We start from the raw sequence: 25,602 nt of genomic DNA, 5'->3' as shown, positions 1-25,602 counted from the left end.
TCTCAGTGTAGCATGTTCATACGCTCTCCGGAACAGTCCTGGTTCCTGCCTAATACTGTTCAATCCACTATTATGGTTTCCTTACGAACCTCATTGGGAAGCACGAGTGATAGGTTGCCCGATGAATGCGATGCATCCTTATACCCCGTTTGTGTATATCCTCCATCGACATTAATTAGGCCGCATCGAAGGACAGTGCTCCCGTAAGGTTGAACGTAGAAATATAGAAAGGACTTATTCATTTGTGGTGTCGACCCTGTGCGGTTCTTGAGCTTATCCGAGAACAATTGTTCAATGGCATTGCCCTCTGTATCATCGACATGAGCCTGCCAAGTAGCCACAAAGAAATCATCCTTATACTCAAATCGTGTAATGGTTTCATTGTTTTCGATTAAGAAGAACCTCAGTGCCTCTCCCTCAGGAAAAAGAAATGCCTCACTGTAGGCAGGATAAGTCGTTTTCAGTGGAGGGTGCTCATAATTGCGCAAACCGTATGCACCCATATTGGCTACGAGGATGGATCTGCTTCTCGACAAGTCACCCGAGAGAATCTGAGCGAAGTAGCTTTCGTTGTACTTCCCTGCGTACGGGGACTGAATGAAGACCGTATGGCTTCGGTAATCCACCTTATAACCGAGCTGCTCTGAGATGAATCTCATAGGTATGTATACACGACTATTAATCATTTTGACTGAGACATCCAATGGGACGTCAACCGTCTCTCCGGCTGCAAGATTCTCAACCCGTACTGTCTTTTTCTCAACAGTGAGCCAAGCCTTCTTTGACCACTTAGAGACGATGGCGGTTTTCTGTTGTTGATTCCACTCCACTGAAGCTCCGAGCGATTCTGAGACCAAGCGAAGCGGGACCAGCACCCTGCCCTGAACAATAACAGGCGCACTGTCGGTTTGCACTTGTTGGTTATTGACCTTAATACGAATACTTCCGGCCGCAAGAACAGATGAACTACAACAGATCATACCAATGACGACGCAAGCAGCGATAAGCTTCTTCATTCCGAATCAACTTCCTTCGTGTTGTGATTAATACCTCGATTGTCGCAGATAATTGTAATAGTAACCAATGGTAATTTTAGAAACTTAAGTAGATTGCTGAATTCAATCTTTACCTGTACCCCATGCTCCTCCAACATGTGCAGCAAAAAAACAGAGCTGTACGTCGCCATCGCGCATGCTCTGTTTTTTCTAACACACAATATGTCCTTGGCCTTGCAAGTGTAATTAGGTCGTTCCAGCTGCCGCCATCCCGTTGAAGGCTGTCGGGCCTGTTAATAAGGCAGTTGTACCCTCGACGACAGCATCAATCTGTACATACAACGAGTAACGTATCTCTCCGGCCTCCACTTCGTTGCTTGGAGGGAAGTCGCTTGACGTGATAGAGACGGGAACATTGAATGGATAGGTTGTTGTATTGATGACTTCTGTAAGAATAATCGTTCCGGATGCGGGATCTCCGCCATCGCTATTACGAGATACGATGAATGTAACAACACTGCTCGGCGGCGGTTCTCCTGATGTTGTTGCGAAGCGTAAACCAACGGTCCCCGACAACCACACTCTTACATTAGATTGGTTAGCTGTACCTACGACAGATACCGTCTGTAAGCCTATGTCACCTATCATCAATGGGGTTGGCGTAGGCGCGATACCAACAAATGTCAGATCACCCTCATTGTTCTGAAGCGAGAGTCTCATATCTATGAACTGAATAGCCAATGCTCGCACACCTCCTTCTACTACTAATAGAATATTCAGACATTCTATATTTGTTACTAGCAATAGACTGATAGCCCAGGAGCGGTGCCCTTTCTCAATCCCTTGCCTCACTATCCCCCTCAATCAGGAACTCTCTACAAGCTAGATATATTACTTACGTAAAAAAGACAACTATCGAATCGAACTGTACTGTACCCAAGCAATCATTATCTGAGCGAAGGGGATTGTGTACAAAAGGAGAACACAGAGTTACCTATCGTATCAAGGTATCTTAGACAAAAACAAAGAGCCGGCAACCACCCTCCCTGGTAGATTGCCGGCCTTTTGTCCGTCCCTAAGCGATTACACCCAAGCATCATTCGAGTACCCGCGCTGCTCCCAGTACCCAACATGCGTGCCCTCGATCAGCTCGATGCGGCTGAGCCACTTCACCGACTTGTACGCGTACATTTTCGGAACGACCAGCCTCACCGGGCCGCCGAGATCATTCGGGATCGGCTTGCCGTCATGCATGACCGCTATCATCACATCATCCATATCGGCCTGCTCCAGCGTGAGCGTATCCGTGTACACCCCATCGCCGGAATAGAACTTCACCGTCTGCGCCTTCGGCTGCACGCCCGCCTGCTTCAGCATCTCCTTCAGCGGGATGCCCTCCCACGTATTCTTGTACACCGACCAGCCCGTCACACAGTGAAAATCACTCACCTGAACCGTCCGCTTCAGCGCGACGAACTTCTCCCAGTCCCAATCCATCTCCTTGTCTACTAAGCCAAATTTCATAATAATGACAGGACTTTCAACCCATATATTAATCTCTAAGTTTGTAGTAAACTGGAAAAAGTTAATTTGGTAATTTTATAACATTAAGGAAAAATGAGAATAATCACTTCCATTCATAAAAATAGAGAGGGATAAAAATAATGAATAAATCCAAAAAAATTATTTGGTTCTTATCTCTTATTTTATTTTTTTGCTTTATTATTTTTATTTTTTTCGGGAACCCTATAAAATATTATACACTGAAGGGAGAATTCAAGAAATTCTTGGAAGAAAAGCATAAACAAGAATTTGTTGTTGGTAGGATTAGCTTTGATATCATGCATAGAACCTATCATTCCTACGCAACCCCCAAGAATGAGCCAAAACTAAAGTTTTATATAGGACAAAACAATATTACGAGAGAAATTGATGAAGCTTACGAATATGTGAAAAACAAACGCTATGAAATTAATAGAGGAAAATGATGGTTATTAACTAATAAAAACTATAATAAGGAGCTGTTTCATAGACATGCTAAAAAAGTCTATTACATTAATTCTATTTTTGCTTTTGTTAATGACACCTTCATTAACCGTATTTGCAGAAAATGAACTGCATATAACCAATAATGAAAAAGATATTTCTATTGATGAAGCAAAGAATGTCGTTATAAATGACATAGCATCCCTAACACCTGAGCATGAATTTTATGGTTTATGGAATCAAGTTGATGTAGTTTTCTCTGCCGAATTATACGACATCACCGATGCAGTAGTTGGATACTATTTTAAGTTAATCAATTCAAAAGGAATCAATGTGGGCTATTACTTAACTGGAGCTAAAACTAATATAACTCCTATCCTTGAATATAGCGCATCTCCACACGAAGCATTTGAGAATAGAGATAAGCTTTCAAAGATTTATTATTTCAGCGGTAAGAATTATACTTTTGCCAATGATACTGATACAATCATCAATCAACTAAATGAGAAACTTTTGACATCCAGAAGTAATCAATCAACTATAAATGAGCAAGACATGATAGATCAATTAACCTTCAATCGTAATGCAGACGCCCCATTGCTATGGAACCAGTATCTAGAAAGTAACAATATTGTCGGCCTTGCCTCATATCCTTCAACAGGTTGGTTAGATGTTCCTAGAATATTCCAACGACAACCCGGAGTTGAAAATCCAAAAAGTGCTTGTGGCCCCACTTCATTAGCAATGGCTGTTCAATATCTCTCAAGTCTAGGATACAATGTACATGACGTTTCTCATTTTAATTATTCAATGAGTGAAATGATTAATGGATATTATAACTTTCTGGGATCTAACATCTTTGGAACAAGTTCTGGAAATATGTCCTACCTGGTTCCACAACTTCTAAACATGTACATGAGCGGTTGGACTGCAACTTCAGTTAACGCAGACTCTTCTGGTGCAATTGATAAGTTTAAAGATCGTGTTATAAGCTCAAGACCGCCATTGGTCATGTGGGATACACTATGGTGGTTTCCTTGGGTTGATGCCGATGTGGATTGGCATTGGCAGACTGGAAATGCTTATAGAACTTCAGGAGGCGTTTTTCAGTTTGGTGTTAAGAACCCGGATAATGGACCTGAAAACACTTCAACAACCTACTATTCCTGGGTAGATAATGATGATGGTTTTATGTTTGTCTCTTATAAGCAGAACTAAAAATAATTAAGCGATATACAAATCCGTAATCAAAGGAAGGCCGGCAACTACCCTCCCAGGTAAGTTGCCGGCCTCAAGTCCGTCCTTAAGCTATTACACCCAAGCATCATTCGAGTACCCGCGCTGCTCCCAGTAGCCGACATGCGTGCCCTCTATCAGTTCAATTCGGCTGAGCCACTTCACCGACTTGTACGCATACATCTTCGGAACGACCAGCCGCACGGGGCCGCCGAGATCATTCGGGATCGGCTTGCCGTCATGCATGACCGCTATCATCACGTCATCCATGTCCGCCTGCTCCAGCGTGAGCGTATCGGTATACACCCCATCACCAGAGTAGAACTTCACCGTCTGCGCCTTCGGCTGCACGCCCGCCTGCTTCAGCAACTCCTTCAGCGGAATGCCCTCCCATGTATTCTTGTACACCGACCAGCCCGTCACACAGTGAAAATCACTCACCTGAACCGTCCGCTTCAGCGCGACGAACTTCTCCCAGTCCCACTCCATCTTGTTATCCACCAGTCCGTCGACCTTGAAGGACCAGTTGCTGTTGTCAAACTTCGGTATCGGCGTCACCGTGTACACTCGGAACTGCCCCTCAGCCCCGCCACCAAGCGGCGTCACAGAGTCTGGGAGCGGCTGAGGCGCAGGCAGCAGACGATTGCCGTCGCTGGCAATCATCTCATCCAGCGTCTGTCCTCCGCCTATCCCGCCAACTCCGCCGAGCGAGCTCCCCAGCCACTTCAGGAACGACGGACCCACGGCAACCGCCAGCCCCGCCCCGATCGTCCACTTCACGAACGCGCGCCTCGTGTATACCGCCTGAGGCGAAGCTGGCTGAATCGGCACCCCTTCACCTTCGCGTCCGGTCTTCACCGTGCGCCTGCCCGGCTCCTTCAGCCACTTCAGCCTCGTGATGGAGTGGTAGATAATATACGGGAGACCAATCCACGTGAGCAAGTCATGAACGAGCAGCGCTGCATTCGCCGTCTGCGGGCCAACCGCCTTGAACTGCCAGAGCAAGATGCCGGATAGGAACCAGCCAAGCAGCAGCCCCAGCACGACGAGCACATTGAACTTCTGCCAAGGCTTCTCCTTCAGCTGCTTCCAGTGCTTCGCCGCCAGCACCAAGTAGAATACAACTGGCATAATAGAGGCAATCCCCACTACGATATGTGCCCACTTCAGCCACACTCTGCCTTCACCAAGCACACCCCGCCAATAGCCGCCCAGCAGCATGAGCCCTGTCAGCGTCAGGATGACCACAATCCACCCGTTCCATGTATGCAGCAGAGCCAGCTTCTTCCCGAACCCTCTGCGCATGCGATTCAGCATCTCACCCACGACTGTCCCCTCCTCATCGCTCCTATATGAATAGCCTATATATCCTCTCGTACGCCCAATCCGTCCATTCGGATCACTGTTCTATACTCATTATAATCTCTTCCCTTGCAAAAATCGAAAAAGCGAAAAATCCAAAACCCTTGACAATCTGTCCTCCGAAAGCACACAATGACAGGTTTATAGAGCTTAGGCATGTTACCATCAATGTAGAGAGGAACGATGCGAATGGAATGGCTGAATCGAATGATGGCTGCGCTGGACTTAATGGAAGAGCGGATGGAGGAGCCTTTAGATGTAGGGGAGCTGGCGAAGGCGGCTTGTTCTTCTCCTTATCATTTTCAGAGGATGTTCTATATGCTCACGGGGGTAACGGTAGCTGACTATATACGCAAGCGGCGATTAACCTTGGCTGCGCAGGAGCTTGCCCTAACCGGTCCCAAGGTCATTGATGTTGCATTGAAGTATGGCTACGACTCACCCGAGTCCTTCTCCAAGGCATTCCGCAAGCTGCACGGCATCTCGCCCTCCGAAGCGCGGAGCCCTGGTGCTCAGCTGAAGGCATTCCCTCGCCTCTCGTTCCACCTATCATTGAAGGGAGATAAGGAAATGGACTATCGCATTGTACAGAGAGAGGCATTCCAAGTCATCGGGCTATCCATACAGACCACCTCGGTAGAAGGACAGAACTCCTCAGAGATCCCTAAGTTCTGGCAGGACAGCCATGCGAACGGAACGGTGGCTGCCCTTGGCGCCCTTGGCCGAACAGAGGATATCCTGGGTGTGTGCTACAACCCTGAAGGGAACGGTGAGCGATTCAGCTACGCCATTGCGGTAGAGACGGATGCTGCGATGCTTGACAACCCTACCTACGAAGTTGTATCGATTCCCGAAGCCACTTGGGCGGTCTTCACTTCAATTGGTCCGATGCCAGGAGCCATTCAGGACGTATGGAACCGCATCTACCAGGACTGGTTCCCGTCCACAGGGTACGAGCAGGCCGCTATTCCCGACTTCGAGCTGTATCCTCCAGGGGATCCATCAGCTCCAGATTATCGGTGCGAGGTGTGGATACCCATCATTCGCAGATAGATGAAGAAGCATTCTCTTAAGGAACGTTAAGACTTCATTAGCTTTTGTATGCAAGGCAGTTTTGGACGGTTATCCGACGCGTCCAGGACTGCCATTTTTTTCTAGTTAACTTAACCGTTTAAGTTTAAGTGAGAACGTGGTATGCTACTTTTATAAGTTATGACTTAAACGTTTAAGTTAAACGTAGTGATTTGATTTTTTTTTACTTAGGAGGTCCATTCCTTATGCTTCAATCCTCATTGACAGAAGCGGCTTACCCCGAGGCTGGTCTCGGCATGCCCAGACCCGCTCTCTTCCGCAACCGAGCTTATCTCCTGCTGCTGTGTGCCTACACGCTGTCACTGTTCGGGAATTCTATGCACAGTATTGCTCTCAACCTGTGGGTGCTGAATACGACGGGCAGCGCGACGCTCATGACTGTCATGATGGTAACCAATCTGCTTATCTCCTTCCTGTTCGGCTCCTTCGCGGGGACGATAGCGGACCGGTTCAACCGGCGGACGATGATCTGGCTTGCAGACCTGCTGCGGTGCATCCTCGTCTGTCTCATCGCGTTAGCCGTCTCTCAGCCGCATCCGTCATTCACACTCTTGGTGGGCTTAAGCGGACTGGTCACCTTCCTCGGCTTGTTCCAGTCTCCTGCACTGCAGGCTTCGCTCATCACCATCGTGGGCAAGGAACAGATTAGCCGCGCGGTCGGCTTCATGAATATCGCAGACAATGTATCGCGAACGGTCGGCTTCGCCGTCGGAGGAATCTTCGTAGCCGCATTCGGCGGTGCGATGGCGATATTGCTGGACGGTATCCTATTCCTCGTCTCCTGCCTGCTTGTGCTGCTCGCCGGCGCATTCCCGGCATCTCATGCGCGCAGCAGCACGGCATCATCAGCAGGTGTTGCGATTCAGGAGCCTAAGGAAGTCCATGTGCAGAGCACGCTCAGGGGCGACTTCCTCACCGGCATCCGTTACATCTGGAGCAACCCCTTCGCGAAGGCGGTTACCTTGTTGTCTCCCATGCTGCTTCTGTTCTTCATGTCTGCCTTCATGCTGACGCAAGTAATGGCAGTGAAGGTATGGAAGGCAAGTCCGATGCAGTTCGGCTTCATTGAAGCCTGTATCCCGCTTGGCTACATGCTTGGCTCTGGTCTCATCGTGCTGATGGGCTCCCGGATGCGGCATCGCGGTCGGCTCATTATGGGGCATCTGCTGCTGATGGGGCCTCTCTATATGGCGCTGTCCTTCACGAGCCATACGACAACCGCCATTCCCGTCATTCTGCTCATCGGCTATATGTTCTCGTTCTGTACTCTTCTGATTACGATTATTCTGCGGCTGGAGATTGCGGAGGAGCTGCAGGGGCGCGTCTTCGGCACCATGGGCTCGCTGATGAGCGTTGCCCCGTCCGTCGGACTCGTCATCTCTTCCTACAACGCAGACCTCTATGGGTCAGAGACGACCATGTTCGTTACGGGAGCGCTGCTCTTCGTGTTCGCTGCGACTTGTGCTGTGAGGCTGAAGGTCATTCGATCCTACAATTAAGCTGTCTGATAGATAAAGGCGCTCCCACCCGAATTAAGGTGGCAGCGCCTTCCTGTTACCTCATGATTCACTCCGTTAATGATTAACTCCATTCCGTCAGGATAACCGGTCCATCACGAGTAATGGCGATCGTATGCTCGAACTGTGCCGCCCATGCCCCATCGTTGGTCTTGGCGGTCCAACCATCCTGGCCTATGGCTATGTCCGATCGCCGGCCGAAGGTAAGAATAGGCTCAATGGTCAGGACCATCCCCTCCTTCAGCCGCTGGCCCCAGCCCGCCTCCCCCCGATGCTCGACCTGCGGCGGCTCATGAATCTGACGGCCGATGCCATGGCCGACGAAGCTCGTAATGACGGTGAAGCCGACCTTATCCGCACATTGCTGCACCGCATGACCAATATCTCCGAGCCTGCGACCTGGCAGCGCTTGCTTAATGCCTTGATAGAGAGCCAGCTTCGCGGTGCCGAGCAGCTTCTCTGTTAGCGATGTGGACCGGCCGATGGCATACGTCCATGCGGAATCTGCCTTCCAGCCGTCTACATCGGCAACCATGTCGATGGTGACAATGTCCCCTTCCTCCAGCGGCACCGAGTCGGGGAAGCCATGACAGACGACGTCATTGACGGAGGCGCAGATGGCGAACGGATAGCCTTTGTAGCCCTTCTGCGCCGGGGTAGCCCCCCGCTCCAGCATGAATCGCTCGGCGAACCGGTCAATCTCCATCGTCGTCACGCCAGGCGCAATGCGCTTCGAGATTGCTTTGTGGCAGGCCGCGACAATTTGCCCCGCCTTCCGTATGCGGCGGATGTCTTCTTCGCTTTTCAACTCAGTCATGTGGACACACGCCCCCTCACTTCCATTACTTCAAGCTTATTCGGGGATAGGGGCAGTCATGCCTGCAAGTCAAGGATTAATTCATTAATTCATTACCCCCCTCACCAACCCAACAAAAAAGCCCCGCCCCCTAAGGGGCAAGGCTCTATATACCTAATGTTAACCAACGGAGGAGTTCATCCTGCCTAATTCATGCTCTACCAAGGTGGTTAGCTCATCCTCGTACCCGCCTGTGATGCGATACTTGCGGATGTAGTCCTTTACAAATTTGCGCGGGTCCTTCGGCCTAAAAATCCTCGTGAGTTCCTTTAGGCTTTCCTTGACTTCATTCTGGCTGTGCTTAGCCATGAAATCCCCTCCCTATCCGTTGGATGGTCGTCCTAGACAGCAATGTAAGCTAGACCGAATGCGGTATATGTTGCCGCAAAGCCCCCTCGGTAGCAACTCCATGGTTAGTGTTGTCGCAATTGTGTGAGTTTTCTTACTATTATATCATTATGAAAATATTTATGAAAGGGAACTTTTCCCCTCCATAAAATCTTCATGCTTATACATGCACTTACCGACGGTCCTCTCCATCATTACCCAGGCTCTCGTCCTGTGAAACAGGCTGGCCGGTACCTATAGGAGGCGGAGTATCCGTCCCTGATCGATAGAGGATAGATGATGAATCCTTACGGAACATCCTAAGGTACGCAACAACCCCGAAGACCGCAACCAAGATTCCGAAGGTTAGTACAATGAGCGTTAACCAATCCACTCGCGATTCCGCCCCCTTTCCACTAATTATATCGGCTTAATCCCTTATATTATGCAGTCCGTTACAGAACATTTAACTTTCCATATATAGGTTATATTATACAGAATCAAGCACTCGCCATCAATCCTCTTCCTCCAGCAGCTTGCGCCGCAGCACCTTCCCAATCATCGTCTTAGGCAGGCTGTCGCGGAACTCATACGTATGAGGCACCTTGTAGGCGGCAAGCCGGTCCCGACACCATCTGTCCAGCTGCATCCGAGAGACTTGCCAGCCTTCCTTCAAGACGATGAACGCCTTCACCGTCTCACCTCGATACTCGTCCTTAACCCCGACAATCGCCGCTTCACGCACCGCTGGATGCTCATAGAGCACCTCCTCCACCTCACGAGGGTAGATGTTGAAGCCGCCGGCAATGATCATGTCCTTCATTCGATCCATAATGGTGAAGAAGCCGTCCCCATCCATCACTGCGAGATCCCCCGTATGCAGCCAGCCGTCCCTCAGTGCGCCAGATGTCTCCTCCGGACGCTGCCAATAACCAAGCATCACCTGCGGCCCTCGAACGATAAGCTCACCAAGCTCGCCGATCGGCAAGCGCTCTCCCGTCTGAGGATCAACCACCAAGGCATCCGTATCGGGAAAAGGAACCCCAACCGTCCCAATCTTGCGATATCCCCAGATGGGGTTGGCATGGGTGACCGGCGAAGCCTCCGTCAGCCCGAATCCCTCGATGAGCCTCCCGCCGGTCAGCGCCTCGAACTTCTCCTGCACTTCAAGCGGCAGCGCGGCCGAGCCGGAGATGCACATCTCGATGGAGGACAGATTCTCTGTGGCCGCATCCTTATGATTGAGCAGTGCGACGTACATGGTAGGGGCGCCCGGGAAGATCGTCGGCTTCTGCTGCTTGATGGTCGACAGCACGGTCTTCACCTCGAAGCGAGGGAGCAGGACGAGCGCACCCGCCTTCATGACGCAGAGATTCATCAGCACCGTCAGCCCGAACACATGGAATAGCGGGAGCGCAGCGAGGAAGCGTTCCTCCCCGTCCTTCGCCTTATAGCACCAGGCGGCTGTCTGAATCGTGTTCGCAACCAGATTGCGGTGGGAGAGCATGACGCCCTTCGGCGTGCCGGTCGTGCCGCCGGTGTATTGCAGGACAGCGAGATCCGAGGGCTGGACGGTCAAGGTTAACGGCGCTGCCGGACTGCTGCTAAGGAAGCGCTTGTAGGACTGCACGCCATGGCTGCCGTAGGGAACTTGCGGCTTGTTGCCTTCACGGCGCTGCTTGATGGGGTAGAGCATGCTTTTGACCAGGGGGAGTCCGTCCTTAATGGAAGTGACCAGCACATGCTTCAGCTCTGGCAGCGGTCCGAGCTCCGGGTCCTCGCCGCGGGTGCGGGCAAGCCGGGGGTAGAGCAGATCCAGGGTGATGATGGCCTTCGCGCCGCTGTCCGACAGCTGATGCTGAAGCTCCCGCTCGACATAGAGGGGATTCGTCTGCACGACGACTGCTCCCGCGAGCATCACGCCGAAGTAGGCAATGACCGTCTGGGGGCAATTGGGCAGCATGATAGCGACACGGTCTCCCTTGGAGATGCCTAGCGCTTGCAGTCCGTTCGCCATGCGTAAGGCCGATTCGTAGAACTTACGGTAAGAGATGCTCTTCCCTAGGAAGTGAATCGCCTCATGCTCCGGATAAGCTTGCACCGTATCCACGAGGAACTGGGCAACACTCTGATTCGGGTACTCCAGCTCGTGAGGAATCTCCTTCGGATAATGCCTAAGCCACGGGCGCGGCAGCTCCACCACCCGCTCCTTCAGTTCCTCACGCACATCATCAATCTCGCCTCGCTCCATCCTCGTCAAGCCTCCCTCTACTTGGTGTAAGGTGTATTGCTCATGACGCAGGCCGCGTACATATGTGGCTGTGGCTTCGGCAGACTCCTTTCATAAGATCAGGTATATGAATTTATGTGGGCGGGATGCATTTGAGTATGAGACCGGTGAAAAAATTAATCGCGGACAAGCGCTTGAAAGCGCTTGCATAATAGTTGGCTGAAATGATTTATTTATATGTGATAGCAGCGAAGATCATGTCTGCTTGAACGGAGTGTATGCGGGGATGCGGAGAATATAAAGATGCCTGTACGGCAATCGTTTGCCCTACAGGCACTAGTTACACAGATCTGCGTTCTTTTCCATATCGCAAACGGCTTTCGACGTCCTAAGGTCTGCTTGAGTTAGTTTTGTTTAGGGTGAGCTCGTTTTTTCGCAATTTGCTCCAGCTGGTCCGGTTCCAGACCGGTAACCTCAGCAATAAGTAGAGGATTTATTCCTTTTCCGAGCATGTTGGAAGCCACTTTTTCTATGCCTTTCTCTATGCCTTTTTCTATGCCTTTCTCAATACCTTTCTCGATACCTATAGCTTCCCCATCAGCAATTAAGCTGTTCAGCTCAATGCGGGCATGCTCCCTTGCCTCGTACAGCCGTAGCGTCTCCTCATCACTGCTTAGATGAATGAGTCGCTCCTCAGTCTTACGAATGATTGGATCCATGTACAACAGCTCCTCTCTAAGTGATTCGGATATGTTCTTTTCCAAGAATAACAGCCAGCGGTGCAAGGCATCGTTCATGTTCAATGCCGCTCGACGAAACTTAGGGAATTCAATAAAGTGAACTTCCATAGCATCCGTCAGCAGAAATTTAGCCTCATGCGCTTCATAGAAGCGGTAGATGCTATGGAATCTGTTATGTTCAAACAGATTAAAGTCTGTTAAGTTTATTGTAATGGTCTTTTTCAAAGATTCATAATTGTCTCCGGCCTTAATGGACTCTACATACATCTTGCTGAGATAAAAAAGGGTTCGCCGCGGCATATTGCGATAGTTGTTCAACTGCATCTCAATGTCAATCTGAACGCCCTCTAACGTTTCTGCTCGAATGTCCAGCCTGCCTGTCTTATCTTCTAGAAGATGCTTAGTTAGCTCCTTATTATTCTCCAGCAGAATTAGATCCTTAATTTGATGTTCTCTCTCAAGTCCAAGTATAGCATTCAGCAGTCCGATGAGACTGTCTTTGGCTTCCTCTTCACCGAACAACCGCCCAAATATAAAGTCGTTTTTAGGATTAAGTCTGTGCCTCTTCTCCATTCTCTTCTCCTCCATTATATCCATATGATCAAGTCCATTGCACAGCAAAAAAAACACACCTAACCCAAAGAGGGTCAGATGTGCTTCATCTGTTGTCCAATATACTACAATCTTACAATAAATCAGGCAGAGGGGGAAGCTGCAATGATGCGTGTAAGTCAATTTCTTCAGCAGGATACCTTCAATATCGAGCCTTACTCCCAGCAGCCTAGTACTGAAGAGCTGTATGTCCTTCATAACTACCAGTTGTCCGTCGTCCCGGGAGCCTCATGCCACAATACTGCTATCGTATCACTCCATGTCCCGAAGCTAACGACATTAACCTTTCACATCGTTGATCTCCATCAGACTCAATCACCGCTAATCAAGTCCATTCAGTCAAGTATAACAGTTAATCCTGAAAACGAAGGGTATGACTATTGGCACTCTATCCCTCCAGTCGGAGTAGTTGAGGTACACTCGATGATGTTTGATCATGTGAGACCGCTCACACTGCCTGAACGCAAGGACATCCTGTGGATATCCAATACTTTGTGGTCGCGCTATTTTCAGATGATTGTCGTCAACGACTTGGACATGTTGCTGCTTGAACCAATACTTAAGGAACGTCCTCCGCATTACGGGACCCTCATGCACGAAGGAGCTCGTTATCATAGGTTCTGTACTAGTTACTAGTAGAACTCTACCCTCGCGGGGACCCCACATCTCGCTGTAGCGCCAGAAGGAGGCGCGCTTGGTGCAATAGCGCCGGAATGTGATGCTGCAGCGACAGAAGGACCCGTGCTGGGAGCAATAGCGCCGGAATGTGATGCTGCAGCGCCAGAAGGAGGCGCGCTGGGTGCAATAGCGCCACAATGTGATGCTGCAGCGCCAGAAGGAGGCGCGCTGGGAGCAATAGCGCCGGAATGTGATGCTGCAGCGCCAGAAGGAGGCGCGCTGGGTGCAATAGCGCCGGAATGTGATGCTGCAGCGCCAGAAGGAGGCGCGCTGGGTGCAATAGCGCCGGAATGTGATGCTGTAGCGACAGAAGGAGGCGCGCTAGGTGCAATAGCGCCGGAATGTGATGCTGCAGCGACAGAAGGAGGCGCGCTGGGAGCAATAGCGCCGGAATGTGATGCTGCAGTGCCAGGAGGAGGTGCGCTTAGCCCCACACATCTCGCTGTAGCGCCAAAATTTGGCGCTGCTGGCTTCGCCGAGGCCCCACTTCTCGCTGTAGCGCCAAAATCTGGCGCTACTGTCCTCGCGGGGGCCCACTTCTCGCTGTAGCGCCAAAATCTGGCGCTACTGACCTCGCGGGGGTCCACTTCTCGCTGCAGCGCCAAAATCTGGCGCTACTGCCTTCGCGGGGGCCCCACATCTCGCTGTAGCGCCAAAATCTGGCGTTGCAGCCCCCGCGGGGGGCCCACTTCTCGCTGTAGCGCCAAAATCTGGCGCTGCTACCCTCGCCGGGGCCCCACATCTCGCTGTAGCGCCAAAATCTGGCGTTGCAGCACTCGCCGGGGCCCCACATCTCGCTGCAGCGCCAAAATCTGGCGCTGCTGACCTCGCCGGGGCCCCACATCTCGCTGTAGCGCCAAAATCTGGCGCTGCTACCCTCGCCGGGGCCCCACATCTTGCTGTAGCGCCAAAATCTGGCGCTGCTGACCTCGCCGGGGCGGGCCGCCCCCTACACCCTGCCCTTCCATTCCTTCAGGAATTGCACCGCACGCGAAATATCCTGCTCAGGCCGCTCGCCTACTTCGCGTTCGATGGTCAGGTAGCCGGTGTAGCCTATGTCGACTAGAGCTTGGAGGTAGGCTTGCCAGTCTACGCCCCCCTCGCCCAGCGGCACCTCGCGGAAGTCCTCGCCGGACTCCGCTTCCTTCGCGATATGAGCATGATCTAGAGCGGGAGCCTCATAGCCATAGCTGCCGTACACCTTCCTAGGGTCGACCTTCCTCAGTCGCACCCCATCCTTCGCGTGCGTGTGGACGATGTAGTCCTTAAGCGTGTGAACGCCGGCAGCCGGATCGTCTCCGGTGACCATCACCATGTTGGCCGGATCGAAGTTGACGGACACCCCTCGTCCGCCCAGTCCATCCAAGAAGCCGCGAAGCACAGCCGACGTCTCGGGGCCCGTCTCGATTGCGAAGTATGCCCCCACACTCGCTGCATATTCGCTCAATTCCCGGCATGCCAGCTGCATCGTCTCATAGATGCGGCTGCTGGAATCCTCGGGCACGACACCTATATGGGTCGTGACAACTCTCGTGCCAAGCTCTAGCGCGAGATCCAGGATCTGCTTAGACTTCGCTATCTTCGCTGCATTCGCCGCCGGGTCCTGGAAACCATGTCCGCCTAGATCACCGACCAAGGCCGAGATCTCCAGCCCCAAGCCGCTTATATATTGGCGCCATTCCTTCCGCTGCTGCGCGTTCAGGTTAGCAGGGTCCATCTCGCCGCTCACTGCATAGATCTGCACGCCGTCCGCGCCAATCTCCCTTGCCTTCACCAGCCCTTCCCTCACGCCCAGCCTGAAGCTGTCTACGATAACACCGATCTTATTATCCATGGGATGCCCCTCCTCAGCCAATTCCTAATTCCATACTCTCAATCCTTAATCTTAATCCCTATCAATCAGCCTTCACCAGCCTTCACATACCCCCAGCTGAGGCTGCTGATCCAAGCTCATACCCTCTAGTTAAAAAATGCAATCCGCCGCTACCCCAGCTCATCCCACAGTCTGCGCGCATACTCGAATCCCAGCCTCGTGCCGAGCCGGCAGTCCTCGAGCCCCTCGAATTCAATGGAGATGAAGCCGTCATAGCCGGACTGCTTCACTACCCCCAGCACAGCCGGCATGTCGATATCGCCTTGGCCGACAATCGCGCCGCGCAGCGAATTGCCGCTAGCTGTCCGGAACCAGCCTTCGCCCAGCAAGGCCGCCCCCTCTCCAGTACGCCGAAGATAGAAGTCCTTCAGGTGCACCATTGAAGCGTACCCGATCATCTTCTTCACCGCAGCAACGGAATCCTCATCGGCGCACATGAAGTTGCCGATATCGACCGTCGTCTTGAAGCTCGGATGACCTACCGCATCCAGCAGGGCGAGTACCCGATCGCTCCCTTGCATATAATAGCCATGGTTCTCTACCGAGCTCACCATTCCATAGCCTGCTGCGTAGTCCGCCACTCTCCGGCAAGCCTCCGCCAGCTTCGGCAGCTCGGACATGAGATGGGCCATCGACGTATCCTGCGACGAGGCCACATCATGCCTCATCCGCTTCGCTCCCAGCGCATGCGCAATGTCCACCTCTCTGCACAGCCGCAGCACCTCCGCCTCGAACGCCTCGCCTCGCAAGCCCGAGAAGTTAGCGCTAACCGCATAGTTGGATATGACTAAGCCATGCAGCGAAGCACGCTCCCGAAGAGCATGAATAAGCGAGGGTTGCTCAAGGCTCAGCTCATAGCCCAGCGGCACAATCTCTACATGAACTGCGCCAAGCTCGGCAATGGTGTCCACGACCTCCAGAGCCGTCATCTCCCCAGACTTCAGCGCCGCATAGTAACTGTATGTGCTCACACCAAGCTTCATCCTAGCCGCACCTCGCTCCCGAGAGCCGCAGATTCATAGATGGCGCACAAGATTCTCATCATCTCCACCCCGTCCTCTATTGGCGAGATCGGCTGCTTGCCCGTTACGACACAATCTATGAAGTGATCAATCTCCCCTTGAAAAGCTCCCGAAAAATCAAATCCCTTGCTATCCATCTGAGGATACAGATTCATAATCGTGTCATGCTTCTCCGTAACCATGACCACCTCCGGATCAAGCTCGACGCCTCCCTTGTCCCCAAATAGAGCAACCGAAGTCCGATCCTCCTTCGCATGAAGAGTGAAGCTGACCTCGACAGACAGGGATGCGCCATTATCGAATCGAATGAGTGCATGAGCCAGATCCTCAACCGTATTCAGATCTGCCCGATAATCCGCCGCCTTATAAGATGATAGATGCTGCACGTTCGCGCGGTTACCCAGCTTGTTATGCGTGCAGCCGCTCACCGCAACCGGCTTCGGACGACCCATCAGATACCAGCATAGGTCGATAATATGTACGCCGATATCGATGAGCGGGCCGCCGCCGGAGCGCTCCTTGTCCGCGAACCAGCCGCCCGGGTTGCCAAGCCGGCGAAGCAGCGAAGCCTTCGCATAGTAGATCTCTCCGAACTCGCCATCCGCTGCGAACCTCTGCACCATCTGGGCTCTCGGCTCGTACCGGCGTACGTAGCCGATTTGCAATATTTTGCCGAAGGCATGAACCGCTTCTTCCACCTGCAGTGCTTCCGCTACGGTCTTACAGAGCGGCTTCTCCACCAGTACATGCTTGCCTTGTCTAAGTGCCTCGATCGCAATCTCTGCATGCGTATTATTCCATGTACAGATAGAGACCGCCTGAATGTCCTTATTCTGCAGCAGCTCCCGGTAATCCGTATAGACCTGAGCTTGCGGCACCTTGTACTTCTCCGCTGCACGCCCTGCGCGCTCTTCGTTCAGATCGCACAGCGCGGCAATATGTACATTCGGATGGTTCGCGTACGCTTGCAGGTGACTCTCTGAGATAGACCCTGTGCCAATGACGGCCACCTGTATAGAAGGATTAGGTTGTCCTTGCACACTCTCACTCCTTTCCCTGATATCTTGTATTATAATGACTAGACAGGGTTATGCCATGAAGGCGTTTGCTATATATTTGTCATTATGTGCGATTAAGAGACAGAAGGAGGAGGTGTTCATATGGATCAACGAGCAATGCTTTTGGAGCCGATGGATATGCCGAATCCGCTTTTTCCCATTAAGGTACATCGCCATGCATCAAGGGAGCAAGGCCTCCCGATGTTCCCGATTCATTGGCATGCTCACATGGAGTTCCTGTATATCCAAGCTGGCGAGGCAGAGATTACCTGCGGGTCAGAGTTGTATCGCGCATCAGCCGGGGACGTGGTTGTCGTGAACAGCAGAGAGCTTCACCACGGGTTCAGCCGGTCAGACAACTTGAAGTATGATGCCCTCATCGTAGACCTTGCTCTGCTCATGGGTCCGTCATCGGACACTGCTTCTACTCGGTATATTGAGAGGATGGCAGATAACTCCATGACATTCTGCGGGCATATACGAGGCGACAAGTCGGTCACTTCCTGTCTGTCAGCCCTCATCCACGAGCTGGACGAGAAGGGCTACGGCTATGAATTAGCGGTCAAGTCGCTCCTCTTCCAGCTGGCTGCGCTCCTCGTACGAGACTATGTTGCAGCTGTTCGAGGTGCAGAAGACTCGAGGGTGCTAAGCAGCAATCTGGAACGATTCGCTCCGGTGCTCAGCTATATTGACGAACATTACAAGGATAAGCTCAGTGTGGAGGGGCTCGCTGGTCAGCTTGGCCTCAGCCGCTTCCACTTCAGCCGGTTATTCCGCAGCTTGACTGGCCGTACGGTCACCGACTATGTGAACATCGTGCGCATCGGACACGCCGAATTGCTCCTCCGCAGCACCTCTCTCAGCGTGTCCGAAGTGGCGGATGCCACCGGCTACAACGATATCTACTACTTCAGCAAGGTGTTCAAGAGGTACATTGGCACCGCCCCCTCTACCCTTCGCCGCGGCAGCTAGCCACGCACAACAAGAGCCCCAGCGTATTGCGCGCCGGGGCTCTTGCCGTTCGTCGACTTCTAATACAACGCGAAGTCCGCCGGGTAGATCTCCCGGACACAATCCTCGGACTCGTATTCCTCGCTCTTGATTGCATTCGTTACGGGATACGCCCGCATCTGATAAGATTCCAGAGGCTCGAGATGCTTGCGCAGTCGGCGGAATTCGGTCAGATCCGGATTCATCCAGTCCTCCATGCCCTCTTCATCTAGTATAATCGGTACCTGCTGCTGCCACCTCGACATCGTTCCCGATGCAGCGGCAGTCACCACGGTGAACGCCTTCTGCTCTTCGCCGCGCGCATTCGTCCAGATATCGTAGAAGCCTGCCATGCCGAACAACGGCTGGCCGTTCACGACAATATGCATCGCCCGCGGGTCACGCTCCTGCTCGACCGGCTGCCAGCCGAAGAATCCGCTGCACGGCACAACACACCTCTGTCTGCGCAGCATCCGCTCGAAGAACGGCTTCGACTCCAGCGTCGTCACATCTGCATTAATGGAGTCCTTCGCCCAGAACGGGAACAGCCCCCACCTGGACTCGTCCATCACTCGCTGGCCCAGTCGATTGTTCATCACGATGGATACGGTCTGGATTGGCGCCACGTTGAACTTGTTCGTATAGCCTCTTACTATCTTCTCAACTCGGAATGCCTCTGCCATCTCGCCTAGCTCTGCCGTGATAGAGAACCGTTCGATCATGCCACTCACTCTCCTGCATCCGGCTCCCATCCGAGAGCCCTTCGAATTCGGCAGCCCGCAGCCGCCATACCTGCACCTATCCAGTATTTGCATCTGGCACCACATAATATGCAGCCATCTGCCGAATACTTGCCGTGTGCAGGCTCAGAAGGGTAACATAGTAGCGATTAGACAACACGAGAAGGAGCATAACCCAGCTATGAACAACAACGGTCCCACTCTGCTTCAAGCCTTCAATAACACGACTTATCCCGTAACCGGGCATGGCCCGCGACATATTAACGTGCTCACCGAAGCCCTTCAGAGCGTTGACCCTCACTTAGAGAGCGATGTGTATGGACAGGGAGAGCTGATCACGCAATTCGAGCGTAAGCTAGCCTCACTCCTAGGCCTCGAGTCTGCCGTCTTCTTCCCTAGCGGAACGATGGCGCAGCAGATTGCGCTGCGCATCTGGTGTGACGAGAAGGGACTGAAGCGCGTAGCCTATCATCCGCTGGCCCATGTGGAGATTCATGAGCAAGATGGACTTAAGGAGCTTCATCACATAGAGCCGATCCTGCTCGCTGACAAGAACAGGTTAATTACTCTCGAAGATGTCACCAGCCTGAGTGAGGAGATTGCCTGCCTTCTGCTGGAGCTTCCCCAGCGCGAGATTGGCGGCCAGCTGCCCGACTTCGAGGAGCTTGAAGCGATATCCGCCTATTGCCGCAGCAAGGGGATTAAGCTCCATCTCGACGGCGCTCGCCTGTTCGAGATTCTTCCCTTCTATAACAAGACGGCTGCGGAAGTATGTCGGCTGTTTGATAGTGTTTATGTGTCCTTTTACAAGGGGATTGGGGGCATTGCTGGAGCGATATTGGCGGGGCCGGCACCGTTCACGCAGCAGGCGAAGGTATGGAAGAGGCGTCATGGGGGCGACTTGATCTCCCTGTACCCCTACATCCTGAGCGCGGACTATTATATGGAGCGGCGTCTGTCGAAGATGGGCGAGTACTACGAGGGAGCCAGGGCGCTGGCGGCGCGATATCGGGAGCTGCCTAAGACGACTGTCGTGCCAGCTGAGCCGGTGTCGAACTTGTTCCATGTTCACTTCGAGCTGCCTGCAGAGGAAGCTCAGCCGTATCTGCTCGCTGTCTGCGAGAGCACAGGAGTCGGGCTAAGCTCTCATCTCAGGCCGACGTCTGCCGGCTCCTGTTACTTCGAGGTCAGCATCGGTGACCGCTATGCGCACATTCCGACCGCCAAGCTGGATGAAGCGTTCGGGGAGCTAGCCAAGCAGCTGGGAACCCCTCACACTCGCTAGATTCAGGTGTTGCTATTGCCTGCTGACACCCTACTCTGTCAGCAGGCAGGCAATAGACTGTGGGAACAACGAAGAGCCTGGCCAGCTGCAACAGATTGCAGCATGGTCAGGCTCTTCCTGTATTGCATTCTCACCGCCCTAGCTCGTGAACCGCTTACGGAACTTCAGCGGCGGCATGCCCGTATGGGCGGCGAACAGCCGGGAGAAGTGCGGCGTCTGCCGGAAGCCCGTCTCCTCGGCAATGCGAGCGATGGGCCAGTCCGTCTTGATTAGCAGCAGCTTCGCTTGGTCCAGCCGATAGAACAGCAGATACTGCTGCGGTGTACAGCCGAACACCTCAGACATCGACCTCGTAATGTAATTCGTATGCAACTGCAGCGCATCGCTCAGCATGCTGTTCGATATGATCGAACGGTAATGGAGCTTGAGATACGCGGCAGCACGTTCCGCTACCGACACCGAAGCCTTGGCTGCATCCGTCCTCCACCCCTCGTCAAGCATCTGCAGCAGATGCAGGAACCGCTGCTGCCGCTCCCAGAAGGCGCCGTGCGAGGAATTGCGAGCGGCTTCATGAAGCTGGGCGAAGATGAGCTTCGCTTCATCCGGATAGCTCAGCCTCATATGCTTCGGCAGCCGAATCGCATAGGTATAGTAATCGCCGCGCACCGTGCCGGGCTGACCCTCCTCCGTCTCCTCCCAATCGCTCACCGTCTGGAAGTGAATCCAGTCGAACACGGTCTCTTCCTCGCAAGGCTTCCATGAATAGTGCTGGCGATCGGGACGAAGCAGCAGGACGCTTCCTGCTCCGAGCGACCACTTGCGCTTCCCCTCACAGATATGTAAGTTCCCCTGGTGCACGAATAACAGATCGAATACCCCAATGTTCGTCCGATTGGGATGCTCTTCTCCAGGGAGGTAAGTCTTCCTGTTGGATTCTACAAAAAAAGGCAAAGGCGGCGAGCGAAACGTTAGCAATAGTTCATCTGACAATAGTACCCTCTCCTGTGTGAAAATCTGCAATAATGATGGCGTGCGCTCAATCTTATTCTTCATATTCTAGCAGATTGGCACAGCCGTGCACAGGAAGGGAATAGAAACGATTAAACAGAAAAAAAATAAGAAAAAAACGATGGAAAGAAAGCTGAAAACCATAAAAAAGCTCAAAAATAGACCAAAAATAGCTGCGAACCTTATTGACACCGTATTCGAAACTGAGGAAGAAGAGGCGTCTGCGCTATACGGGCATGAACTGAACCCCTTGATACAGGGTGGCGAGCATCATCTCATCTCCGGCAAGGTCAATATCCGTCACCGGATACCCCAGCTTCCTTCCTTGAAGGATCAACCTGCCGCCGATCTCGCTTAGGCTGTACAGCCCCCTGTCGGTACACACATAGACACCCTTCCCGCAGCACTTGACGGAGTAGAGGAATTGCCGTCCGTAGCGGATGCGGTTGAAGCGGCCCTCGCCGTCTCCTGCAAGCAGCTCCCCATGCTCATTCGTCCCAATAATACGCTTGTTATATACAGCAACGCTCGTGACGGCCGAGCCTGCCCTGAAGTCTGCCCACTCATCCATGAATCGGTCATAGAGAGACAGCCCTTCCTCGTGGCCAATGACCAGGTATTGAGGCAGCTGGAGCAGATCATAGACCCGCTTGTTCGTATAGTCGCATTGCTGCCACTTCAGCCCTCTCTTGCACCACACCCCATACTCCGTGGCCGCATAGCTGATCTGCCCCCATCTGGCGTACTGATAGCAAGGGATTGCCAGCCCATCATCCTGCCACTTGCCATCTATATAATGATAGAGACCCGTATTCGTACATGCCGACAGACGCCCCTCCAGCTCCTTCAAGCGGTTCACGGTCGTACCATCCTGCATCCCGCCGCCCTCCAGCGGCATCCAATCCTGATTCGCCCCCTTGCAATAGACGCCATGCTGTGCGGAAGCCGCATACAGACGCCCTCCTGCTGCCTGAACCGAAGTGAACGGGAACAGCAGCCAGTTCCAAGGTTTGCTTGATTCCGATCGCAATCGGTCTGCCCCCTTCATGAAGCCTAGTGTTGGTTGAGACGGTTGTATTAATTGAGAATAATTATCAACTAATGTTTGTTTTCTATGATAAACATTCTCAGTTACCCTGTCAATGCGGCTAGAGTTGCAGATTGGCCCTGAACAGCAATCGAATACGATCCCCGTCGAAAATCACCTCGCGCACCTGTATCACCTTCAGCTCTCTCAGATCTAGAGGAACAAGAATCGGTTCCAGCCGATCTTCCGGCAGCTGAATCCCCTTCACCTTGAGACTAACCGGCTGCAGCCGCACATTCGGCTCCTCCCAGCTCATCCGATATTCAGCAACCGCTCCGACAGGAATTCGATCACGGTATGTGACATTCAGGTGGACGATTAAGCGGTCGCCTTCCAGTTCCACCCTTGCACCCTGCAACGTGAAGTCGGGACTCAGGAGGGGGGCTTGGGCTAGGGAGCTTTTCACCAGATTGTTCATATCCTCCTCGGTCAGGATGAGCTCCGGCTTCAGCTTGCGCGCCATGGCTAATGCCTTGCTCTGCAGGTCGATCGGCTCGTAGGACAGGGTTAGCTCCTCTTCAGGTGCCGCATAACGAAGGAGTCCCCAGCACGCTCCGCCCAGCAGCAGAATAAGGATAAGGATAGATGTGAATAGGATGCGGACCGATCTCGGCACGGCAGCTCCTCCTCCAATAATTATTAGGTTCATTCCGCGCGTGGGATGGTGCTATAATAGAGCAATTGATAGTCAGTTCGTGAGAGGAATGATTGGCGTGAATCTTCATCCGTCCCATACAGCCCGAGTCGGGCTTCAAGATATCGTGTACGCGCAGATGCATCTGAAGGATGTCATTACCCGCACGCCGCTGCAGCATAACCGTGTACTGTCTGAGCGTTACGGCTGCCAGGTGTATCTCAAGCGCGAGGACCTGCAAGTCGTCCGTTCCTTCAAGATCCGCGGAGCCTACCACTTGATGCGGTCACTCCCAGAGGAGCAGCTGGTGAAGGGAATTGTATGCGCCAGCGCCGGCAATCATGCCCAAGGCGTTGCTTATTCCTGCCAGGCGCTTGGCGTCACGGGCAAGATCTATATGCCGAGCACAACGCCTCGGCAGAAGGTCAGCCAGGTGTCGTTCTTCGGCGGCTCCTATGTTGAAGTGATCCTCGTCGGCGACACGTTCGACGATGCCTATGCCGAGGCCGTTGCAGAGAGCAAGCGGAGCGATATGGCCTTCATTCATCCGTTCGATGATGCGAAGATTATCGCCGGCAACGGAACGGTGGGGCAAGAGATTATAGAGTCGGCGGATACTCCGCCGGATTATGTGTTCCTGACGATTGGCGGCGGCGGGCTGGCCGCAGGCGTGGCCTCTTATATTAAGGCGGTATCGCCGGGCACGAAGGTGATTGGCGTGGAGCCTGAAGGGGCACCTTCCATGCGGGAGGCGCTAGACGCAGGCCATGTTGTCACCCTCGACAACATCGACAAGTTCGTCGACGGGGCGGCGGTCAAGCGGGTCGGCGAAGCTACGTTCGACATCTGCCGGGAGCTGCTGGACGATGTCATTGCCGTGCCGGAGGGCAAGGTGTGCACGACGATGCTGGCGCTGTACAACGAGAATGCGATCGTCGCTGAGCCGGCAGGGGCTCTGCCGATTACCGCGCTGGAAGCCTATCGTGAGCAGATTGCTGGCAAGAATGTCGTCTGCATCGTCAGCGGCGGCAACAATGACGTCGATCGGATGCAGGAGATCAAGGAGCGTTCGCTCGTCTATGAAGGGCTGAAGTACTACTTCATGGTTAACTTCCCGCAGCGTGCCGGTGCGCTTCGCGAGTTCCTCGACGACGTGCTGGGACCGGGCGACGACATTACCCGCTTCGAGTATACGAAGAAGCATAACAAAGACAACGGCCCCGCGCTGGTCGGCGTTGAGCTCGGGCATCGCGACGACTACGACCCGCTCGTGGAGCGGATGCGCAAGAAGGGGTTCCAGTTCGTGGAGCTGAACAAGGATCCACTGCTGTTCAATCTGTTGATCTAGATGAAGCCGCTAGGCGCCTGATGGCGCTTGGCGGCTTTTTTTGGCGGGGGCGGGGGCGGCTGGGGCGAGGCGAGGCGAGGCGTCACATTGTGGCGCTATTGCTTCCAGCGCGCCTCCTTATGGCGCTGCAGCATCACATTGTGGCGCTATTGCTTCCAACGCGCCTCCTTCTGGCGCTGCAGCATCACATTGCGGCGCTATTGCTTCCAGCGCGCCTCCTTCTGGCGCTGCAGCATCACATTGTGGCGCTATTGCTTCCAGCGCGCCTCCTTCTGGCGCTGCAGCATCACATTCCGGCGCTATTGCTCCCAGCGCGCCTCCTTCTGGCGCTGCAGCATCACATTGCGGCGCTATTGCTTCCAGCGCGCCTCCTTCTGGCGCTGCAGCATCACATTGTGGCGCTATTGCTCCCCAACGCGCCTCCTTCTGGTGCTGCAGCATCACATTGCGGCGCTATTGCTCCCAGCGCGCCTCCTTATGGCGCTGCAGCATCACATTGTGGCGCTATTGCTCCCAATGTGCCTCCTTATGGCGCTGAAGCATCACATTGCGGCGCTATTGCTTCCAGCGCGCCTCCTTCTGGCGCTGCAGCATCACATTGTGGCGCTATTGCTCCCAACGCGCCTACTTCTTGCGCTGCAGCATCACATTGTGGCGCTATTGCTTCCAGCGCGCCTCCTTCTGGCGCTGCAGCATCACATTGTGGCGCTATTGCTCCCAGCGCGCCTCCTTCTGGCGCTGCAGCATCACATTGTGGCGCTATTGCTCCCAACGCGCCTACTTCTTGCGCTGCAGCATCACATTGTGGCGCTATTGCTCCCAACGCGCCTACTTCTTGCGCTGCAGCATCACATTGCGGCGCTATTGCTTCCAGCGCGCCTCCTTCTGGCGCTGCAGCATCACATTGCGGCGCTATTGCTCCCCAA

At 53.3% G+C, this 25,602-nt stretch carries 26 protein-coding genes and 1 pseudogene; 9 read left to right on the top strand and 18 right to left on the bottom strand.

Annotation, left to right across the window (positions count from 1 at the left end):
- Positions 1 to 59: 59 nt before the first annotated feature.
- From ACFO9Q_RS04275 to ACFO9Q_RS04265, 3 genes and pseudogenes are all read right to left on the bottom strand, one after another.
- Positions 60 to 1,016: a copper amine oxidase N-terminal domain-containing protein gene (locus tag ACFO9Q_RS04275; protein WP_379179040.1), complete on the bottom strand. Its 957-nt coding sequence runs from the start codon at positions 1,014 to 1,016 to the stop codon at positions 60 to 62.
- A 225-nt stretch (positions 1,017 to 1,241) separates the two neighbouring features.
- Positions 1,242 to 1,736, bottom strand: coding sequence for a hypothetical protein (locus ACFO9Q_RS04270; protein WP_379179038.1), 495 nt, complete (start codon positions 1,734 to 1,736; stop codon positions 1,242 to 1,244).
- A 342-nt stretch (positions 1,737 to 2,078) separates the two neighbouring features.
- A pseudogene (locus tag ACFO9Q_RS04265) lies at positions 2,079 to 2,510 on the bottom strand (molybdopterin-dependent oxidoreductase); the annotation flags it as partial.
- A gap of 149 nt (positions 2,511 to 2,659) precedes the next feature.
- Here ACFO9Q_RS04265 and ACFO9Q_RS04260 point away from each other — a divergent pair.
- Positions 2,660 to 2,983, top strand: a complete 324-nt coding sequence (locus ACFO9Q_RS04260; RefSeq protein ID WP_379179036.1) for a hypothetical protein — start codon at positions 2,660 to 2,662, stop codon at positions 2,981 to 2,983.
- 46 nt (positions 2,984 to 3,029) lie between these two features.
- The gene (locus tag ACFO9Q_RS04255) at positions 3,030 to 4,199 is read left to right on the top strand and encodes a hypothetical protein (protein WP_379179034.1); all 1,170 of its coding nucleotides are present in this window, start codon (positions 3,030 to 3,032) and stop codon (positions 4,197 to 4,199) included.
- 93 nt (positions 4,200 to 4,292) lie between these two features.
- Here the strand turns inward: ACFO9Q_RS04255 and ACFO9Q_RS04250 are convergent, their stop codons facing one another.
- Complete coding sequence (locus tag ACFO9Q_RS04250) at positions 4,293 to 5,543, bottom strand: molybdopterin-dependent oxidoreductase (protein WP_379179031.1); 1,251 nt, start codon at positions 5,541 to 5,543, stop codon at positions 4,293 to 4,295.
- Between the two features lie 225 nt (positions 5,544 to 5,768).
- On the opposite strand from ACFO9Q_RS04250, the gene ACFO9Q_RS04245 reads away from it, so the two are divergent.
- Positions 5,769 to 6,632, top strand: coding sequence for an AraC family transcriptional regulator (locus ACFO9Q_RS04245; protein ID WP_379179029.1), 864 nt, complete (start codon positions 5,769 to 5,771; stop codon positions 6,630 to 6,632).
- A 224-nt stretch (positions 6,633 to 6,856) separates the two neighbouring features.
- On the top strand, positions 6,857 to 8,170 hold the full coding sequence (locus ACFO9Q_RS04240; RefSeq protein ID WP_379179027.1) for an MFS transporter: 1,314 nt from the start codon (positions 6,857 to 6,859) through the stop codon (positions 8,168 to 8,170).
- An 82-nt stretch (positions 8,171 to 8,252) separates the two neighbouring features.
- Here ACFO9Q_RS04240 and map read toward each other — a convergent pair whose 3' ends face one another.
- The 5 genes from map to ACFO9Q_RS04215 form a co-directional block, all read right to left on the bottom strand.
- Positions 8,253 to 9,005 (bottom strand): type I methionyl aminopeptidase, encoded by a 753-nt coding sequence (gene map, locus ACFO9Q_RS04235; RefSeq protein ID WP_379179025.1) that lies wholly within the window; start codon positions 9,003 to 9,005, stop codon positions 8,253 to 8,255.
- Positions 9,006 to 9,164: 159 nt separating this feature from the next.
- A complete protein-coding gene (locus ACFO9Q_RS04230) occupies positions 9,165 to 9,353 on the bottom strand; it encodes a hypothetical protein (RefSeq protein WP_379179023.1) in 189 nt (62 codons plus the stop codon).
- A gap of 211 nt (positions 9,354 to 9,564) precedes the next feature.
- Positions 9,565 to 9,765 (bottom strand): hypothetical protein, encoded by a 201-nt coding sequence (locus ACFO9Q_RS04225; RefSeq protein WP_379179021.1) that lies wholly within the window; start codon positions 9,763 to 9,765, stop codon positions 9,565 to 9,567.
- A gap of 120 nt (positions 9,766 to 9,885) precedes the next feature.
- Positions 9,886 to 11,622 carry a long-chain-fatty-acid--CoA ligase gene (locus tag ACFO9Q_RS04220; protein ID WP_379179019.1) on the bottom strand — a complete coding sequence of 579 codons (1,737 nt, stop codon included), beginning with the start codon at positions 11,620 to 11,622 and terminating at the stop codon, positions 9,886 to 9,888.
- A 383-nt stretch (positions 11,623 to 12,005) separates the two neighbouring features.
- Entirely contained in the window at positions 12,006 to 12,914 is a 909-nt protein-coding gene (locus ACFO9Q_RS04215; protein ID WP_379179017.1) for an Rpn family recombination-promoting nuclease/putative transposase, read from the bottom strand.
- A 144-nt stretch (positions 12,915 to 13,058) separates the two neighbouring features.
- On the opposite strand from ACFO9Q_RS04215, the gene ACFO9Q_RS04210 reads away from it, so the two are divergent.
- Both ACFO9Q_RS04210 and ACFO9Q_RS04205 read left to right on the top strand, forming a co-directional pair.
- Positions 13,059 to 13,589: a hypothetical protein gene (locus ACFO9Q_RS04210; protein ID WP_379179015.1), complete on the top strand. Its 531-nt coding sequence runs from the start codon at positions 13,059 to 13,061 to the stop codon at positions 13,587 to 13,589.
- 105 nt (positions 13,590 to 13,694) lie between these two features.
- Complete coding sequence (locus ACFO9Q_RS04205) at positions 13,695 to 14,180, top strand: hypothetical protein (protein WP_379179013.1); 486 nt, start codon at positions 13,695 to 13,697, stop codon at positions 14,178 to 14,180.
- Positions 14,181 to 14,580: 400 nt separating this feature from the next.
- Here ACFO9Q_RS04205 and ACFO9Q_RS04200 read toward each other — a convergent pair whose 3' ends face one another.
- From ACFO9Q_RS04200 to ACFO9Q_RS04190, 3 genes are all read right to left on the bottom strand, one after another.
- Entirely contained in the window at positions 14,581 to 15,465 is an 885-nt protein-coding gene (locus ACFO9Q_RS04200) for a sugar phosphate isomerase/epimerase family protein (protein WP_379179011.1), read from the bottom strand.
- A 149-nt stretch (positions 15,466 to 15,614) separates the two neighbouring features.
- Complete coding sequence (locus ACFO9Q_RS04195) at positions 15,615 to 16,475, bottom strand: sugar phosphate isomerase/epimerase family protein (protein WP_379179008.1); 861 nt, start codon at positions 16,473 to 16,475, stop codon at positions 15,615 to 15,617.
- Between the two features lie 8 nt (positions 16,476 to 16,483).
- A complete protein-coding gene (locus ACFO9Q_RS04190; RefSeq protein ID WP_379179006.1) occupies positions 16,484 to 17,566 on the bottom strand; it encodes a Gfo/Idh/MocA family protein in 1,083 nt (360 codons plus the stop codon).
- A gap of 120 nt (positions 17,567 to 17,686) precedes the next feature.
- Here ACFO9Q_RS04190 and ACFO9Q_RS04185 point away from each other — a divergent pair, with 120 nt between their 5' ends.
- Positions 17,687 to 18,556, top strand: a complete 870-nt coding sequence (locus ACFO9Q_RS04185; protein WP_379179004.1) for an AraC family transcriptional regulator — start codon at positions 17,687 to 17,689, stop codon at positions 18,554 to 18,556.
- Between the two features lie 59 nt (positions 18,557 to 18,615).
- Here the strand turns inward: ACFO9Q_RS04185 and ACFO9Q_RS04180 are convergent, their stop codons facing one another.
- The gene (locus ACFO9Q_RS04180) at positions 18,616 to 19,296 is read right to left on the bottom strand and encodes an SOS response-associated peptidase (RefSeq protein WP_379179002.1); all 681 of its coding nucleotides are present in this window, start codon (positions 19,294 to 19,296) and stop codon (positions 18,616 to 18,618) included.
- 199 nt (positions 19,297 to 19,495) lie between these two features.
- Between ACFO9Q_RS04180 and ACFO9Q_RS04175 the strand changes: the two genes are divergently transcribed.
- Positions 19,496 to 20,599 (top strand): threonine aldolase family protein, encoded by a 1,104-nt coding sequence (locus tag ACFO9Q_RS04175; protein ID WP_379179000.1) that lies wholly within the window; start codon positions 19,496 to 19,498, stop codon positions 20,597 to 20,599.
- 138 nt (positions 20,600 to 20,737) lie between these two features.
- On the opposite strand, the gene ACFO9Q_RS04170 is transcribed toward ACFO9Q_RS04175, so the two are convergent.
- The 3 genes from ACFO9Q_RS04170 to ACFO9Q_RS04160 all read right to left on the bottom strand — a co-directional run bounded on the left by ACFO9Q_RS04170 (position 20,738) and on the right by ACFO9Q_RS04160 (position 23,310).
- Positions 20,738 to 21,589 carry a helix-turn-helix transcriptional regulator gene (locus ACFO9Q_RS04170; RefSeq protein WP_379178998.1) on the bottom strand — a complete coding sequence of 284 codons (852 nt, stop codon included), beginning with the start codon at positions 21,587 to 21,589 and terminating at the stop codon, positions 20,738 to 20,740.
- 244 nt (positions 21,590 to 21,833) lie between these two features.
- The gene (locus tag ACFO9Q_RS04165) at positions 21,834 to 22,637 is read right to left on the bottom strand and encodes a hypothetical protein (RefSeq protein WP_379178996.1); all 804 of its coding nucleotides are present in this window, start codon (positions 22,635 to 22,637) and stop codon (positions 21,834 to 21,836) included.
- A gap of 118 nt (positions 22,638 to 22,755) precedes the next feature.
- Positions 22,756 to 23,310: a hypothetical protein gene (locus tag ACFO9Q_RS04160; RefSeq protein WP_379178994.1), complete on the bottom strand. Its 555-nt coding sequence runs from the start codon at positions 23,308 to 23,310 to the stop codon at positions 22,756 to 22,758.
- 97 nt (positions 23,311 to 23,407) lie between these two features.
- Here ACFO9Q_RS04160 and ilvA point away from each other — a divergent pair, with 97 nt between their 5' ends.
- Complete coding sequence (gene ilvA / locus ACFO9Q_RS04155) at positions 23,408 to 24,676, top strand: threonine ammonia-lyase IlvA (protein WP_379178992.1); 1,269 nt, start codon at positions 23,408 to 23,410, stop codon at positions 24,674 to 24,676.
- Between the two features lie 117 nt (positions 24,677 to 24,793).
- Here the strand turns inward: ilvA and ACFO9Q_RS04150 are convergent, their stop codons facing one another.
- A complete protein-coding gene (locus ACFO9Q_RS04150) occupies positions 24,794 to 25,120 on the bottom strand; it encodes a hypothetical protein (RefSeq protein WP_379178990.1) in 327 nt (108 codons plus the stop codon).
- An 82-nt stretch (positions 25,121 to 25,202) separates the two neighbouring features.
- On the bottom strand, positions 25,203 to 25,499 hold the full coding sequence (locus tag ACFO9Q_RS04145) for a hypothetical protein (protein ID WP_379178988.1): 297 nt from the start codon (positions 25,497 to 25,499) through the stop codon (positions 25,203 to 25,205).
- Between the last annotated feature and the right edge of the window lie 103 nt (positions 25,500 to 25,602).

Source organism: Paenibacillus sp. GCM10023252, assembly GCF_042653305.1.
GTDB lineage: Bacteria > Bacillota > Bacilli > Paenibacillales > Paenibacillaceae > Pristimantibacillus.
This window is presented reverse-complemented; position numbering and strand designations above follow the sequence as displayed.